This window comes from Kordiimonas pumila (assembly GCF_015240255.1).
GTDB lineage: Bacteria > Pseudomonadota > Alphaproteobacteria > Sphingomonadales > Kordiimonadaceae > Kordiimonas > Kordiimonas pumila.
This window is the reverse complement of the sequence record NZ_CP061205.1, coordinates 2,498,582-2,513,734: the sequence shown is the minus strand read 5'-3', so window position 1 is coordinate 2,513,734 and position 15,153 is coordinate 2,498,582. Positions and strand designations below refer to the sequence as shown.

Genomic DNA, 15,153 nt, shown 5'->3' with positions numbered 1-15,153 from the left:
TTTATACTCCCGACTTTAAGGGAAATAACAGGAGATTATTTAATAATGGTTGTCCATATTAGCTATTCTATGAGCCTTTTGTAGCTCTTAAAAAATCATACGTAGGTGTAATTATATTGCAGTATCGACGTGAAATAGATGGATTGCGTTCGTTAGCTGTAATTCCAGTAATCTTGTGCCATGCAGGGCTTACAACGTTCAGTGGTGGCTTCATTGGCGTTGATGTTTTCTTTGTAATAAGCGGGTATCTCATAACGTCCATTGTTATTTCGTCTCTAGATGCTGGCACTTTCAGTTTGCTCAGGTTTTATGAAAGACGTGCACGCAGGATCTTACCATCCTTAATTTTCATGGTGATGCTGGTTACACTTCTGGCCATTTCAGTTTTGACACCAAGCGACCTGAGAGACTTTTTCAAAAGTATTATTGCTGTTGCTACCTTTACTTCCAACATCTTCTTCTTGAAGGAGGTCGATTATTTTGCCAAAGCTGCAGAGCTTAAGCCGCTTTTACATACTTGGAGTCTGAGCGTTGAAGAGCAATATTATATAATGTTCCCCGCATTCTTATTGCTTTTTTCTAAATACGGGCAAAAGTGGGTACTGGGTTTAACAATATTGGCTGTTATCATCAGTATTACAGTTTCCCAAATTGCATCACAACTATATCCATTCGCAAATTTTTATCTTTTGCCATCACGGGCATGGGAAATTCTATCTGGTGCACTTGTTGCTTTTTATATGGCGCATACACAGCTGGTTAATGCGCCAAGCCTTAAAAATCAGCTTTTTAGTATATTAGGCCTAGGTCTAATTTTGTTTTCTATATTTGTTTATGATGACCAAACACCTTTACCTAGCTTCTATACACTTGTTCCTATTTTAGGAACTATATTTATTTTGGTATTTGCAACAAATAACACATATGTTTATAAAATTCTAAGTACACGATTACTCGTTGGTACTGGAATTATTAGCTATAATTTATACCTATGGCATCAGCCCTTAATTTCTTTATTAAAGTACAAATATGGCAACATGCAATACTATGACTTACTTGTCGTATTGGCAATTTTGACTACTGTGATAATGGCTGTAATTACGCATTATTTAGTTGAAAAACCATTCAGATATGCACGTGGAAAAGTAGTTTTAAAACTTGCTGTTACAACGATTTCATTGCTAATTATAGTACCTTTCATTGCTATTTTTCAGCTTAACTCATCACGAAACGCTTATGCTGGTGAAGGTGTTGGTTGGGGTGAAAATCAACATATATCAAATGCAGAAGTAATATTATACGGTGATAGTCATGCCCTTCAGTATTTCAAGGCACTCAATAATCTTACTAAAACAAAATTGATTGCGGGCGGGGATTGCATAGCGTTACCAGGTATCATTAACAAATCTCACGGAGAAAGAGAGAACAAAAGACACAAGTGCCTCAGCAAACTTGATTACCTTACCAAAGAGTTGAACAAAGCTACCCCACCTAAAATGCTCGTGATTGCCTATCGCTGGTATAAAAAGAGAATTATAGATATTAAGCACAATAAAGACTTAGGTAATAGTCAAACTTCAGAAATTGCAAGAAATGCCGTAGTTTCTGCATTGTTAGAGCTAATACGTCAGGTACCAAAGGACATTACAATATTGATTATAGGCAATGTGCCTGCGAATATAACGAGCAACCTAGATATGCAATACGGCATTGAACGATGTAGATCATATGCCAATGCATTATGCCCTGTTCAATATGAAGAAGCTCATTCAGAGGGCATAGAGGTGAACCAAGCACTACAAGAAGGGCTGAAAGAGATTCCAAATATTTACTTCATTGATCCAACGGTTATTCTCTGCCAAGACGGCACATGTTACAATGAATTTGAGCAGCATATTTTATACAGTGATGACAGCCATTTAACAGAGTACAGCGCTGAAAAGGTTATTCGGCATATTTTACCCCTTATAGAAAAATCGACTAACCGCGACTATGCAAATATGCCTTAATCGCTACACAGCAGTTAAAGAATTTACTGCTAAGCTATTAAATATATGCCATATCTGTAGGCCGTTCTACTAACGACAGAGATGGTATTATGTCTACGATCAATAAAAATGTGTCTATTGATGCTCGGCCAAAGCGCCGGACCACAGCAAAAAACATTAGTAGCATGAAAGGTGGCACGCCTATTGTGTGCCTTACAGCCTATGTAACACCCATGGCTGCACGGCTCGACAAGCACTGTGATCTGCTGCTTGTTGGCGACAGTGTGGGCATGGTGCTGTACGGGATGGATTCCACACTGGGTGTAGATCTCGATATGATGATTCGTCACGGCAGAGCTGTGTGCCGGGGGGCAAAGCAGGCGCTGGTTGTTATAGATTTACCTTTTGGTTCCTATGAAGAATCGAAAGAGCAAGCCTTCAGGAGTGCAGCACGAGCACTTTCTGAAACAGGTGCAAGTGCAGTGAAACTTGAAGGCGGTGTTGAAATGGCTGAAACCATTCGCTTCCTCAGCCATAGAGGTGTGCCTGTACTTGCCCATGTTGGTTTAATGCCACAGTCAGTAAATTCGTATGGCGGTTACGGCGCTCATGGCCGGACGGTTGATGAATGGCAGCCCATAATTGATGATGCTCTGGCGGTACAGGAAGCGGGGGCTTTTGCTGTCGTTTTAGAAGGTGTTGCCGAGCCTCTCGCACGCAAAATAACCGATGAACTTAAAATCCCAGTAATTGGAATTGGAGCATCCAGCGCTTGTGACGGCCAAATTTTGGTTACAGAGGACATGATGGGCATGTTTGCAATTAATCCAAAATTCGTGAAAAGGTTTGCTGAAATTGGCCTTGCAATTGAAGGCGCGATTGAGAGTTATGCAACAGAGGTGCGGAGCAGAAGTTTCCCTGAAGAAGAACACACCTATAAAATGGTAGGCAGTAATAAATAACTCTGCCGAACAAATACCATAATTTACTGGTGTCTTCTCGTTTGCTATCGGCGCAAGCTTTGTCTATGGTAGCGAAAATTTTATGGTTTTGTGCACAAGCTTGCGTACAAATGTGTTTGGAATAGATTACGCCTGATCAATGATTAGGCCCACAGTTTAGGAGTTTCGCGTGTCGGATATAAACCCGGACCTTGCTGCACAAGAGGTTGATGAAGACCTGCGGCGTGACCAGCTTATAGCCCTGTGGAAAAGCTACGGTAAATTTATCATTGCAGGTGCTGTTGGTATTGCTCTCGTTGTTGCATCGAACGAACTCTACACAGCCAAGATAAAGTCTGACGAAGAAGCAAATGCTTTAGCTTTTGATCAGGCTGTAGAAAAATCGCAGTCTGATGGTGCTGATGTTGTTACAGTTTGGGCAGAAACATTGCCTTCTCTTGAGGGCGGCTATCAAACCTTAGCGGGACTTCGTCTTGCGCAAGCAAAAGCCGCTAGCGGCGATATTGACGGCGCTATTAGCTCTTATGACAATATATCCAAACAAAGTGGCGTGGACGATGCTCTACAGGATTTAGCCCAGTTTGCTGCCGCCACACTGGTCGGGAAAGACCCAATAAGGCAAGCGGAAGCAATTAGCCGCCTATCTGTTGTGGCTATAAAAGGAAAAGCTTGGTATTTCAGCGCCATGGAACAGCTTGCATTTTTAACAATGAAATCAGGTGATAGTGACACTGCGCTTTCCCATTTTTCTATTCTCGCGGATGACCCAGAAACGCCGCCGCAAATCAAAACACGTGCAGCACAGTTCCGCCAGATGATTGAAGGCAAGATGTCCGCCCCTATGAAAGAGCCGGCTCCTGCAGATGCTATAAATAATGAAGGAGACAGCAGTGAGAGCTGATACAACAAACAAGCTTTTTCGTGCTGCAACGATTATAACACTGGCACTTGCTGTTTCTGCCTGTAGTGGTAGTGGTAAAAACAAAAACAAGTATGATGATGAAGGCCGGGAACGTATTTCCATCTTGACATCTGCACAGTCTCTCGATGCGGATAAGGCCATTGCGACCTTACCTGTCGTGCTGCCACGGCCTTATAAAAACACTAGCTGGCAACAGTCTGGCGGAAATACAGAGCACTTGGTTCAACATTTGTCTATTGGTGAGACACTTAATCGTGCTTGGCGTACTAAAATAGGCCGAGGAAACCAGAAATACGAACGCTTGATTAGTGGCCCTGTTGCAGCCGATGGCCGTGTTTTTGCTGTTGATACAGAAGGCAAGGTCGCTGCTGTTTCTATTTCTACTGGCAAGGTGTTATGGTCACGTTTGCTTGAAAACAAAGAAGAACGTAGCGATGTGGCGTTCGGCGGCGGTGTTGCCTATGCAAAAGGTAAAGTTTTTGTAACCTCCGGCTTTGGTTTTGTTGCCGCTCTTGATGCTACATCAGGGAGTGAGTTATGGCGCTACAAAGGTGCGGTACCTTTCCGCGGTGCCCCAACAGCAAGTGACGACAAGGTTTTTGCCATAACCCATGACAACCAAATGCTTGCCCTTAACCCAGAAGATGGAAGTTTGCTTTGGGATCAGGTTGGTATTGCTGAAAATGCTGGCATGCTTGGTGCCGCAAGCCCCGCTTATGATGGTACTACCATGATAGCGGCACTTTCTTCTGGTGAGTTGATCGCCCTAAGAGGGGCTAATGGCCGTATTTTATGGCAGGATGCACTTTCCAGTTCACAGCGGCTTACACCCCTAGCTACACTTGCTGATATTGATGGTAACCCAGTAATAGATAGTGGTAAAGTTATTGCGGCTAGTCATTCCGGTCGGATGGTTGCGATTGATATGCGCAGCGGTGAACGATCTTGGGAAGCAGATGTCGCAAGTGTTACTACCCCTTGGGTCGCAGGTAATTTTGTTTTTATTACCACAGTTGACGGGCAAATTGCTTGTCTTGCCATTGGTGATGGTCGAGTACGGTGGGTAACCCAGTTGCAACGTTTTAAAAAACCAGAGAAACGTAAGGGTCTAATTAAATGGAATGGCCCTGTACTCGCTGGTGACCGGCTTATAGTTACAAGCACACACGGTTATATACTCTCGCTGTCACCCTATACAGGGGAAGTTTTAAGCGGTATTGAACTGCCAAGTGGTGCTAGTACACCGCCGATTGTTGTGGATGAAACACTTGTAGTCCTAACAGATGGCGGCGAACTCGTCGCTTATAAATAGCATTTTATAGGCCAGACGTATCTGGCCCCTTACAGGTGAAAAATGGTTTTTACACTTGCCATCGTTGGGCGCCCCAATGTGGGAAAGTCTACCTTGTTTAACAGACTTGTTGGCAAGAAGCTGGCTCTGGTTGACGATACCCCCGGTGTTACCCGTGATCGACGCGGCGGTGAAGGCCGGATAGCTGATCTAGAGTTTCTCCTTATTGACACTGCAGGCTTAGAAGAAGGCGATGTTGGCTCTCTGTCTGAACGGATGAAAGCACAAACAGCGCAAGCTTTAAAAGAAGCAGATATTGCGCTGATGCTGTATGATGCCCGCGCAGGTGTTACTCCTATGGACGAGCATTTTGCTGCTTGGTTACGCCGTACAGAAACCCCGGTTATACTGGCTGCTAACAAGTGCGAAGGTAAGATTGCCTCTGTTGGTTTTTATGAGGCATACGCGCTTGGCCTTGGGGAGCCTGTTGCGTTATCAGCAGAGCACGGGGACGGCCTCGCAGACCTGTATCAAGTTCTTGTTGAAACGCTAAAGGAAATTGGCATTGACCCTTATGAAGGTGAAAATGATGATTCCAGCAAAGATAACCAAAAAAATCTAGATACCGGCCCTGTTGAAGGGGACATGGACTATGAGTTTATAGACCCAGATGCAAAAGAAGCTCAGATACGCCCCCTCAGGCTGGCAATCGTTGGCCGGCCAAATGCTGGAAAATCAACATTAATAAACCAGCTTATTGGTGAAGACCGAATGATTACGGGACCAGAGGCTGGCCTGACCCGTGATTCTATTTCTGTTGATTGGGAATGGGATGGTTTGCCGGTAAAACTATTTGATACAGCTGGGATGCGCAAACGAGCAAGGGTTTCAGAAAAGCTTGAAAAACTGTCAGTTGCTGATGCGCTCAGAGCTATTCAGTTTGCCGAGGTTGTGGTGCTATTACTTGATGCCGAACTTGGCATTGAACGGCAAGACCTGAAGATTGCAGAACACGTCGTTAGCGAGGGTAGGGCGCTGATTATTGCCCTTAACAAGTGGGATATAGTTGAAAACAGGCTTGATGTTAGTCGCGCATTAAAAGACGTGTTAACACGTAGTTTGCCGCAGCTTAAAGGGGTTAAGTTTTTACATTTCTCTGCACTGACAGGTAAGGGGTTGCAAAACCTGATGCCTATGGTCGCAGAAGCAAACGAACTGTGGAATGCCCGGATATCAACATCGGTATTCAACCGCTGGCTTGCAGACGCTATGGAAAAACACCCAGCACCATCTGTTTCAGGAAAGCGCATTAAAATACGGTATGGCGCCCAAATTAAAACCCGACCGCCTACATTTGCCCTATTTTGCAATAGACCAGAAGGTTTACCAGATAGTTATATTAGATATCTGGAAAATGAGCTGCGTCGTGACTTTGATTTGCCAGGCGTGCCTATACGGATACTTATGAAAAAGGGCCAAAACCCATATGAAAGTAGGCGTAAAAAGCATCGATAGCAGGATGGTTTGTTAAAATGGCATTGCCATTAAAGCTGCTACCCATAAAAATAGTCTAAATTTAAGCCTCGTCTCCTGACGGGGCTTTTTATTTCCTGTAGATTTTCTAGAAATGATAGGAGGTAAAAAAATGGCACAAAAAATTCATGTCCGCGATGAAAATAGAGGTGGGAATATTAAAGACTATTGGCCATTAATCGCTCTTGTAGGTGTCAGCGCCCTTGCTGCCATTGCTGTATGCGCTGGCTTTTCTTCCTTCACCATGAAATCTCTTATGCACGTCTATATGGGGGTTTTCTTGATTGTGTTTGCTCTTTTAAAATTGTTTGACCCCAATGGTTTTCAGGATGGCTTTGCAATGTATGACTTGCTTGGAATGCGTTTCGCACCCTACGGCTATATTTATCCATACCTTGAGCTAGTACTTGGGCTTGCCTTTCTTTCATTTCTAGCCCCCGTCACTACGTACTTAGCTACTATCATCCTTTTTACTTTTGGGGCCGCAGGGGTAATAGCTGCGTTACAAAAAGGGCTTGATATTAACTGCCCCTGTATGGGGAATATTTTAAATGTCCCTTTATCAACCGTTACGTTAACAGAGGACTTAGTTATGATCGCAATGGCCTTTTTCTTGCTCTTTACATAATTGGTTGCTGTGATAGAGCTTTATCCAAGTTATAAGTATACTCCATGCTTACCAAGTTGAGGTGACTATGTTTTATCGCACATTACCTATTTCACTTGTTCTATCGTTATTGTCAGCGCTACCTCATGCTCTGGCTAAAGATGAAGCTGTAGCTCTTACTTTTGCAACAGACTGGAAAGCCCAAGCTGAACATGGTGGTTTTTATCAAGCTTTAGCAAAGGATTATTACAAAAATCTCGGGTTAAACATTAAAATAAGATCTGGTGGCCCACAAACAGATAATCCGCGTTTAATGGCTGCTGGTGCCTTGGATATTGCGATTGCTTCTAATAATTTTCAGCCCATCAATCTTATTACTGCGGGCGCTGGCGTTACTGTAGTGATGGCAAGTTTCCAAAAAGACCCGCAGGTTTTGATGGCCCACCCAGAAACTAAAGCTGAAACATTTGCAGATTTTAAAGGCCTGCCAATTTTTCTATCTGACAGTGCCATTGCTACTTTCTGGCCGTGGCTAAAGGCCAAATTTTATTATCGTGATACACAAATAAGGAAATATACATATTCACTTGCCCCTTGGCTGGTGAATAAACAGACAATACAGGAAGGTTATTTGTCATCTGAGCCCTTTAGTGCCCAAAAAGCAGGTGTAAACCCAAAAGTTCTCTTATTTGCAGATGCTGGGTATCCGGGCTATTCCGGCATGGTTATGGTCAGAAATGTATATTTGGAAAAACATCCAGATGTTATAAAAGCCTTTGTTGCAGCATCAATTAAAGGCTGGCAAGACTTCATATGGGGGGACGCTTCAGCCGGGAGCGCGCTCATATTAAAAGATAACCCTGAAATGACGCAGGAATTGATCAATTACGCCATCGACGCAATGAAGAAAAATACAATGCTAGGAAACAAGCATAGCGTGGGTAGCATGACACATGAGCGCTGGCTTAGCTTTGTTGAAGAAATGGCAAGCCTTGGCCTTATTGAATCTAATTTCAAAGCAACGTCTGCTTATAGCCTTGAGTATCTACCGGCAAAGGATTGAACTTTAAATGCTCATGGTAAGTAACGCATATTTTGCCCATAAAGGCCAACCTGACACAATCAGAGGCATTAGCTTTTCCGCACAAAAAGGCGAGATTATTAGCCTGGTGGGTGCAAGTGGCTGTGGTAAATCTACTTTATTACGTATAATTGCAGGCTTGCTACCAAGTAATATTCAGCACAGTGCAGGTCAATGCGCCTTTGTTTTTCAGGACGCGGCTTTAATGCCGTGGGCAACTGTCAATAAAAATGTGGCCTTACCCTTGCGGCTTGCTTCAAAGAAAAACCCAGATGCCATTGATAAAGCGTTATTAGCTGTTGGCATGAATTCATATAGTAACCGTTACCCTTCAGAGCTTTCTGGGGGCCAGAGAATGCGAGTATCGATTGCTCGTGCTCTTGTATCCAAACCTTCCTTATTGCTACTTGATGAACCATTTGCTGCCCTTGATGAGTTGCTCCGCTTTCAAATGAATGAACTTATTTTGCAATTGCGAACAGAATTACAATTTTCCTGTGTGTTTGTGACCCATAGTATTTATGAAGCGTGTTACCTTGCAGACAGAGTTCTTGTCATGAAAGAAGGTAAAATATTCGCTGAGGTTGAACCGAATCTCGATCGAAACTTGCTACCGCTTGAACAGCGAAGCCTACCGCAATTTGCCAAATCTGTCACTGAAGTATCAGCCGCTCTGGCTGAAGGAGCGCACACATGAAGCATGTTTTGTTTCCGCTCTCAGCCTTTGTTACAGCAATTTTAATATGGCAAGGCTATGTTCTATATTATGATATCCCTGTATTTATTTTGCCTAGTCCTATGGCCGTTATAAAAGCGTTAATATTGGACTTTCAGGGGTTGCTGGCCGCGGCTTTTACAACAATGGTTATAACTCTTTGGGCTTTGATAGCTGCCGTTATAAGCGGAACCATGTTAGCATTAACATTCAGCCTTAGCCGTACCTTTGAACTAACCTTTTATCCCTTCGCTGTTATTCTTCAGGTTACACCTATTGTCGCTATTGCACCTTTGATAATTATTTGGGTTGGCCTTGATAATGTTGATACTGCTCAAGTCATTATAGCATGGTTAGTTGCCTTCTTTCCTGTACTTGCCAATATGTCAGCGGGCTTAAAGTCTGTTGATAAAAACCTAAATGACCTATTCACCCTTTATAAGGCTAGTAAGTGGCAACGCTTTTGGCTGCTTCTGTGGCCTACATCCATGCCTTATTTGCTCGCAAGCCTTAAAATCAGCGGCGGCTTGGCCCTTGTTGGTAGTGTTGTTGCTGAATTTGTTGCTGGTTCTGGCAGCTCAACCGGTATTGCATGGCGTATTATCGAAGCTGGCAATAGACTTCAGATTGCCAAGATGTTTGCGGGGCTTGTGTTATTAATTATAATGGGTGTTATAATTTTTTATGGCTTTTCATTTTTAGAAAAAATGGCCTTACGTCGGCAAAAACAATAAATCGCTTTATTTTCCCGTCAATACTGCAGATTTTAAAGATATTGCCGCGTCCATAATCTGGCTTGAAACGGATTTAGAAACTTTATATGTATCCAATGCTGCCTGCAGGCATTCCATCGCGGCATCAAAATGTTCGTCAGTCATACCTTTTTTATGAACTAGATTACGGTGTGACTTTCCTAAGTATTCAGCAGTTCCTTGCGCTGTCCCCAGCATCAATGTTGTAAAAAACCAGTGTTGTTTTCTCTGTAGATTTGCAACATCTACGTTTAGAAACAGATGCTGAATTCTATTATCAAGCAACATTTTTTCATAAAATACAGCTATTACATCCTGCAAGGATGCCTGTTCAGTAAGTTGATGTAAAAGGTTACCCATATGCAAGTTCTATAAAAGCATACTATATTTTTTCAAGATTAATTTTATGTTTTTTCTAACTGCGACAAGAATGCCCTTGCAGGAAAAATTGTAAGCCTGTAGCAAAGCACTATGGTGTTTCAAACAACAGATAAAAATCGCCGCTTTGTTGGCTATTGGTTGCTTGTTATGGCGGCAATGGTATTTGCTATGGTTGTTGTCGGCGGAGCAACGCGTCTCACAGAATCTGGCCTTTCCATGGTGAACTGGAATCCCGTCACTGGGGTGCTACCGCCACTCACAGAACAGTCTTGGCGAAAAGAATTTTCCGATTATAAGCACAGTCCTGAGTACAAACTTAAAAATGCAGGCATGTCCCTTGAGGATTTTAAGGGCATTTATTACTGGGAATGGGGGCACAGACTTCTTGGTCGTATCATAGGCATTTTCTTTCTGTTGCCATTTTTATATTTTTGGATGAAAGGGATAATTCCTCAGGGTTACAAACGTAGGCTGATAATACTCTTTATACTAGGCGGTGGGCAGGGCTTGCTCGGTTGGTATATGGTTATGTCTGGGCTAATTGATGAACCAGCGGTTAGCCATTACCGCTTAACTGCACACCTCGGGCTTGCTCTTGTTATATTTAGCGCTCTTTATTGGACAGCACTATCGTTATTGAACCCGCATCCAACAGTATATGCACCCGCAATGAAAGGCTTAACACATATGTTTATGGCAGGCCTTGTGGCACAATTATTAATGGGCGGCTTGGTGGCTGGCCTAAAGGCAGGTCATATTTTTAACACATGGCCTCATATGGGTGATACCTATATACCCGAAGGCCTACTTATGATGGAACCCATTTGGCGTAATTTTCTTGATAACGCCATTACCGTGCAGTTTGATCATAGAATAGGCGCCTATATTCTTTTTGCTTTGGCGATTGTTTTATTTTTTCTTTCCCGGTTGCAAGGTGGTGCAATACGGAAAGCTGCAACATTTTTAATGATTACTATACTAGCGCAGATAGCAGTTGGTATTGTAATGTTGCTTGAAAATGTACCTGTTTCATGGGGTACGCTTCATCAGGGAGGTGGGGTTATTGTTCTGGCAGCAACTCTTACATTGATGCATACAATGCGAAGAAAAGAAGCATTATAATGACCGAATATATAACTGTTTATACCACTGTAGAAAATGAAGATGTTGCAGTTCATGTTGCGACAGCACTCGTTAAAGAAAGGCTTGTTGCCTGCGCCAACATTACGTCTGATATGCGATCAATATATGAGTGGGATGGTATTATACAATACGACAGTGAAGTTGTTGTTGTTTGCAAAACCAAAACACATTTAGTGGACAAAATTATCGCCCGGATAAAAGAAATGCACAGTTATGATATTCCATGCATTACTGTATCCCCTATTACAGCGGGAAATCCAGAGTATCTGGAATGGATTTCCCGACAAGTGTTAGAGGCTTAAGTTACTCATCCGCAAGCTTCACAACCTGTTTGCCAAAGTTTTTACCAGCGAGCACATCTAGAAAAGCTTGTGGTGCATTCTCAATATTTTCTGCAACAGAAACCCTGTATTTGAGCTTACCTTCTTTGAGCCATTTAGCACCAAGAGGGATCCAGTCTTGACATTCCTTGAGATAATTAAAGACAATAAACCCTTGCATCTTCACACTGCATTTTACCAAAGCAGTTAAATTCCTTGGGCCAACAGGCAAATTGTCGACTGTTGCGTTATAATCAGCAATCATACCGCAGAGTGCAATACGGGCCTTATCGTTAATATTATTAAGAACTGCTTCCAAGATAGGACCACCAACATTCTCAAAATAAACGTCAATGCCTTTCGGGTTGGCCGTTTTCACAGACTTATAAATATCGCCTTTTTTATAATTGAAGGCTGCATCAAAACCTAGCTCGTCCTTTAGGTAGGCCACTTTGTCATCAGTTCCTGCACTACCAGCCACATGGCAGCCCATATTTTTACCAATTTGACCAACAACCTGACCCACGGCTCCAGATGCAGCCGACACGAACAATTGATCACCCTCCTTAAGGTTTGCAATGGCCGTTAGCCCGACATAAGCAGTCATGCCGGGCATGCCTAATATACCTAAATAATAGTGTAGGGGAGCAATGGACGCATCAATCGGCTGAAAACCAGTGCCGTCAGTTACAAAATAATTTCCCCATATCCCCATACCCATTAAATAGGTTCCTTCAGGGAATTTTCCATTATTTGATTCCATCACTTTTCCAACAACACCTGCTTGGCAAGGCTCACCAACAGCAAAAGGCTCAGCATAGCTTTTTGCGTCGCTCATACGACCACGCATATAGGGATCAACTGACATATAGATAACCTTGACCAGAACTTCTCCATTTGCTGGTTTTGGAATATCGACTGTTGCTACCTCAAAATTATCCAGTGTAGGCCAGCCAACAGGGCGGCTTTTTAAAAGAATTTGGCGATTTGTCATGGTGGAATACCCCTTTCTGTTTCAAGTATGTATATAGAGCAGACACAGACAAGGTAAAATTATCAGCTAAAATAAGAAAAATTAAGTGGGGTATTATAATACCTTTTACTTAAGTGTATGTTTTAAAGCAAAATATTTTTATAATATTGAAAAATAAGCATTTGACTTAAATAAAAACTCGCCTATATTCCGCGCCACGAGCAGCACATCAACGCATCGTGTGTTGTATGGATTGATTATTAATAACCGATACGTCGGTAACCGAGGCAAATTGCGATGAAAACTTATTCCGCAAAACCATCGGAGATTGAAAAGAAGTGGCTTCTTGTCGACGCCGAAGACGTTGTTCTTGGTCGTATGGCACAAGCTATTGCTGTTGTTCTCCGTGGCAAACACAAGCCAACATATACACCACACATGGATTGTGGTGACAATGTTATCATCATCAACGCAGAAAAAGTGAAGTTGACGGGTAAAAAGCGCGAAAATAAAGTGTATTACCGTCACACTGGCCATCCAGGTGGTATCAAGTCTGCTACTGCTGCTGAAATTCTCGATGGCCGCTTCCCAGAGCGTGTTGTGGAGAAAGCTGTTGAGCGTATGATCCCTAAAGGACCATTAGGTCGTCAGCAAATGCGTAACCTTCGTGTTTATGCAGGTAGCGATCACCCCCATGCCGCACAGAACCCTGAAGTTCTGGACGTTGCTGCAATGAATCCCAAGAACAAGAGGTAAGCACAATGGCCGACCTTCAGGATCTGAAAGAAATTACCGGTAAAGCAACTGCAGAAGTTGCCACCGAAGAACGGAAACCCGTTGTTGATGCACAGGGCCGTACATATGCAACAGGCAAGCGTAAAGATGCCGTTGCCCGCGTATGGATTAAGCCTGGTTCAGGGAAAGTAACTGTTAATGAGCGCGATCAGGAAGTGTATTTTGCACGCCCAACTCTGCGTCTTGTCGTTAACCAGCCTTTCCAAGTTGCTGGCCGTGAAAAACAGTATGATGTTATCGCGACAGTAAAAGGCGGTGGCCTTTCTGGACAAGCCGGTGCGGTTAAACATGGTATTTCAAAAGCTATTCAATTAGCGGAACCAGAACTACGCGGCGCTCTTAAAGCTGCAGGCTTCCTGACACGCGACAGCCGCGTTGTTGAGCGTAAGAAATACGGTAAAGCAAAAGCACGGAAAAGCTTCCAGTTCTCCAAGCGTTAAGCTTTCTGTACAAATTTTGTTTCGAGTATCAAAAGGCTGCCCAAAGGGTGGCCTTTTTATTTGGGTATACGGTATGATATGCTGCAAATAGCAATTGCCATCTCATGAGGAAAAACATGCCAATCATCAATTTAGCTGGGTGTAAGGTTACGCCGGAAAAAAGCCTGCCTGCGCCTGAAAAAATACTATCTGGGCACCCGGTACAGGAAACTGAGAATCTCTATACCGATGCAAAAGAAAAAGTTTTTGTTGGTTATTGGTCAAGCGACATTGGGAAATGGTCAATTGACTGCACTGGTGATGAGGAATACTGCCACATTTTGTATGGAAAAGTTTGTTTAACTGATGATGCAGACGGTAAGAAAGTAACTTTTGTAGAGGGTGATCAGTTTATCATTCCTGAAGGTTTTAAAGGCACATGGGAAACCATAGAAAAGTGCAAAAAATTATACTTCATAACCAACGTTGGATAAGGCCCTAATACAAGACTTTTTATTCTTCCTTTATATATTTACTATTGCCATCAAATAGCCCGTTTATTTTAGAATCTATATAAAGGAGGGATAATTACATAGGGATAAATCCATGAAAAATACTCGATCTACAGCCTTGTTGGTTGCGTCAGTGTTCGCACTTCATGCTTGCACGACCGATCCGTATACTGGCGAAAAAAAGATATCAAAAACAGCAGTTGGAGCCATGATTGGCGCAGCTGCAGGCGCGGCAGGTGGGGCCATTGTTGGCGGTAGTAATAAGCGCAAATCTATACTGATTGGTGCTGGTATAGGTACGTTGGTTGGCGGCGGAGTTGGCCTTTATATGGATCAACAAGAAAAAAAGCTGCGAAAACAGCTTGAAGGTACTGGTGTCCAAGTTGTCAGGGACGGTGATAACATCATCCTTAGTATGCCTGGCGATGTTACATTTGACACAAACAGTTCAGTTGTTAAGTCTCAGTTTAATGATGTGCTTCATTCAGTTTCATTGGTGCTTAACGAATATGAAAAAACCTATGTGGATGTTCTAGGTCACACCGACTCGATCGGTTCAGCAGAATATAACATGACATTATCGCAGCAACGGGCACAATCAGTGGCTAACATACTGGCGTCTAATAAGATCTTGCCTGAAAGAATGATCATTCGTGGTGTAGGTGAATCCTATCCCATCGCTTCGAATGACACACCCTCAGGCAGAGCACTAAACCGCCGCGTGGAAATAGCTCTCACACCTGTTGTGGAATAGTGCTC

17 protein-coding genes are annotated in these 15,153 nt (G+C 43.0%); 15 read left to right on the top strand and 2 right to left on the bottom strand.

Going from position 1 to position 15,153, the window contains the following annotated elements; genetic code table 11:
* Nucleotides 1-116: 116 nt before the first annotated feature.
* The 9 genes from ICL80_RS11040 (at nucleotide 117) to ICL80_RS11000 (ending at nucleotide 9,833) form a co-directional block, all read left to right on the top strand.
* A complete protein-coding gene (locus ICL80_RS11040) occupies nucleotides 117-2,009 on the top strand; it encodes an acyltransferase family protein (protein WP_194212222.1) in 1,893 nt (630 codons plus the stop codon).
* A gap of 89 nt (nucleotides 2,010-2,098) precedes the next feature.
* Nucleotides 2,099-2,950, top strand: a complete 852-nt coding sequence (gene panB / locus ICL80_RS11035; protein WP_194212221.1) for a 3-methyl-2-oxobutanoate hydroxymethyltransferase — start codon at nucleotides 2,099-2,101, stop codon at nucleotides 2,948-2,950.
* 169 nt (nucleotides 2,951-3,119) lie between these two features.
* Entirely contained in the window at nucleotides 3,120-3,851 is a 732-nt protein-coding gene (locus ICL80_RS11030) for a tetratricopeptide repeat protein (protein WP_194212220.1), read from the top strand.
* Nucleotides 3,841-5,184, top strand: coding sequence for an outer membrane protein assembly factor BamB family protein (locus ICL80_RS11025; RefSeq protein ID WP_194212218.1), 1,344 nt, complete (start codon nucleotides 3,841-3,843; stop codon nucleotides 5,182-5,184). Before ICL80_RS11030 ends, ICL80_RS11025 begins: the two co-directional genes overlap by 11 nt.
* A 42-nt stretch (nucleotides 5,185-5,226) precedes the next feature.
* Nucleotides 5,227-6,678 carry a ribosome biogenesis GTPase Der gene (der, locus tag ICL80_RS11020; RefSeq protein WP_194212216.1) on the top strand — a complete coding sequence of 484 codons (1,452 nt, stop codon included), beginning with the start codon at nucleotides 5,227-5,229 and terminating at the stop codon, nucleotides 6,676-6,678.
* 130 nt (nucleotides 6,679-6,808) lie between these two features.
* Nucleotides 6,809-7,324, top strand: a complete 516-nt coding sequence (locus ICL80_RS11015) for a MauE/DoxX family redox-associated membrane protein (protein WP_194212214.1) — start codon at nucleotides 6,809-6,811, stop codon at nucleotides 7,322-7,324.
* Between the two features lie 67 nt (nucleotides 7,325-7,391).
* A complete protein-coding gene (locus ICL80_RS11010) occupies nucleotides 7,392-8,366 on the top strand; it encodes an ABC transporter substrate-binding protein (RefSeq protein ID WP_194212212.1) in 975 nt (324 codons plus the stop codon).
* A 7-nt stretch (nucleotides 8,367-8,373) separates the two neighbouring features.
* On the top strand, nucleotides 8,374-9,081 hold the full coding sequence (locus tag ICL80_RS11005; RefSeq protein WP_194212210.1) for an ABC transporter ATP-binding protein: 708 nt from the start codon (nucleotides 8,374-8,376) through the stop codon (nucleotides 9,079-9,081).
* Nucleotides 9,078-9,833, top strand: coding sequence for an ABC transporter permease (locus ICL80_RS11000; protein ID WP_194212208.1), 756 nt, complete (start codon nucleotides 9,078-9,080; stop codon nucleotides 9,831-9,833). Before ICL80_RS11005 ends, ICL80_RS11000 begins: the two co-directional genes overlap by 4 nt.
* 6 nt (nucleotides 9,834-9,839) lie before the next feature.
* On the opposite strand, the gene ICL80_RS10995 is transcribed toward ICL80_RS11000, so the two are convergent.
* Entirely contained in the window at nucleotides 9,840-10,211 is a 372-nt protein-coding gene (locus ICL80_RS10995; protein ID WP_194212206.1) for a group I truncated hemoglobin, read from the bottom strand.
* 111 nt (nucleotides 10,212-10,322) lie between these two features.
* On the opposite strand from ICL80_RS10995, the gene ICL80_RS10990 reads away from it, so the two are divergent.
* Nucleotides 10,323-11,354, top strand: a complete 1,032-nt coding sequence (locus tag ICL80_RS10990) for a COX15/CtaA family protein (RefSeq protein ID WP_194212204.1) — start codon at nucleotides 10,323-10,325, stop codon at nucleotides 11,352-11,354.
* Entirely contained in the window at nucleotides 11,354-11,677 is a 324-nt protein-coding gene (cutA, locus tag ICL80_RS10985) for a divalent-cation tolerance protein CutA (protein WP_194212202.1), read from the top strand. The genes ICL80_RS10990 and cutA overlap by 1 nt, the downstream gene beginning before the upstream one ends.
* A 1-nt stretch (nucleotide 11,678) precedes the next feature.
* On the opposite strand, the gene ICL80_RS10980 is transcribed toward cutA, so the two are convergent.
* Nucleotides 11,679-12,689, bottom strand: coding sequence for an NADP-dependent oxidoreductase (locus tag ICL80_RS10980; RefSeq protein ID WP_194212200.1), 1,011 nt, complete (start codon nucleotides 12,687-12,689; stop codon nucleotides 11,679-11,681).
* 276 nt (nucleotides 12,690-12,965) lie between these two features.
* On the opposite strand from ICL80_RS10980, the gene rplM reads away from it, so the two are divergent.
* From rplM to ICL80_RS10960, 4 genes are all read left to right on the top strand, one after another.
* Entirely contained in the window at nucleotides 12,966-13,424 is a 459-nt protein-coding gene (gene rplM / locus ICL80_RS10975) for a 50S ribosomal protein L13 (protein ID WP_194212197.1), read from the top strand.
* 5 nt (nucleotides 13,425-13,429) lie between these two features.
* A complete protein-coding gene (rpsI, locus tag ICL80_RS10970) occupies nucleotides 13,430-13,903 on the top strand; it encodes a 30S ribosomal protein S9 (RefSeq protein ID WP_228073433.1) in 474 nt (157 codons plus the stop codon).
* Nucleotides 13,904-14,019: 116 nt separating this feature from the next.
* Nucleotides 14,020-14,376, top strand: a complete 357-nt coding sequence (locus ICL80_RS10965; RefSeq protein WP_194212196.1) for a cupin domain-containing protein — start codon at nucleotides 14,020-14,022, stop codon at nucleotides 14,374-14,376.
* 112 nt (nucleotides 14,377-14,488) lie between these two features.
* Nucleotides 14,489-15,148 carry an OmpA family protein gene (locus tag ICL80_RS10960; RefSeq protein ID WP_194212194.1) on the top strand — a complete coding sequence of 220 codons (660 nt, stop codon included), beginning with the start codon at nucleotides 14,489-14,491 and terminating at the stop codon, nucleotides 15,146-15,148.
* Nucleotides 15,149-15,153: the final 5 nt, after the last annotated feature.

What these genes read in the sequence shown, in the direction of transcription:
- rplM (WP_194212197.1), top strand. Translation starts at nt 12,966, where the DNA reads ATGAAAACTTATTCCGCAAAACCATCGGAGATTGAAAAGAAGTGGCTT.
- ICL80_RS10980 (WP_194212200.1), bottom strand. Translation starts at nt 12,689, where the DNA reads ATGACAAATCGCCAAATTCTTTTAAAAAGCCGCCCTGTTGGCTGGCCT.
- ICL80_RS10990 (WP_194212204.1), top strand. Translation starts at nt 10,323, where the DNA reads ATGGTGTTTCAAACAACAGATAAAAATCGCCGCTTTGTTGGCTATTGG.
- ICL80_RS10995 (WP_194212206.1), bottom strand. Translation starts at nt 10,211, where the DNA reads ATGGGTAACCTTTTACATCAACTTACTGAACAGGCATCCTTGCAGGAT.
- panB (WP_194212221.1), top strand. Translation starts at nt 2,099, where the DNA reads ATGTCTACGATCAATAAAAATGTGTCTATTGATGCTCGGCCAAAGCGC.
- ICL80_RS11005 (WP_194212210.1), top strand. Translation starts at nt 8,374, where the DNA reads ATGCTCATGGTAAGTAACGCATATTTTGCCCATAAAGGCCAACCTGAC.
- rpsI (WP_228073433.1), top strand. Translation starts at nt 13,430, where the DNA reads ATGGCCGACCTTCAGGATCTGAAAGAAATTACCGGTAAAGCAACTGCA.
- ICL80_RS11015 (WP_194212214.1), top strand. Translation starts at nt 6,809, where the DNA reads ATGGCACAAAAAATTCATGTCCGCGATGAAAATAGAGGTGGGAATATT.
- ICL80_RS11000 (WP_194212208.1), top strand. Translation starts at nt 9,078, where the DNA reads ATGAAGCATGTTTTGTTTCCGCTCTCAGCCTTTGTTACAGCAATTTTA.
- cutA (WP_194212202.1), top strand. Translation starts at nt 11,354, where the DNA reads ATGACCGAATATATAACTGTTTATACCACTGTAGAAAATGAAGATGTT.
- der (WP_194212216.1), top strand. Translation starts at nt 5,227, where the DNA reads ATGGTTTTTACACTTGCCATCGTTGGGCGCCCCAATGTGGGAAAGTCT.
- ICL80_RS11010 (WP_194212212.1), top strand. Translation starts at nt 7,392, where the DNA reads ATGTTTTATCGCACATTACCTATTTCACTTGTTCTATCGTTATTGTCA.
- ICL80_RS10960 (WP_194212194.1), top strand. Translation starts at nt 14,489, where the DNA reads ATGAAAAATACTCGATCTACAGCCTTGTTGGTTGCGTCAGTGTTCGCA.
- ICL80_RS10965 (WP_194212196.1), top strand. Translation starts at nt 14,020, where the DNA reads ATGCCAATCATCAATTTAGCTGGGTGTAAGGTTACGCCGGAAAAAAGC.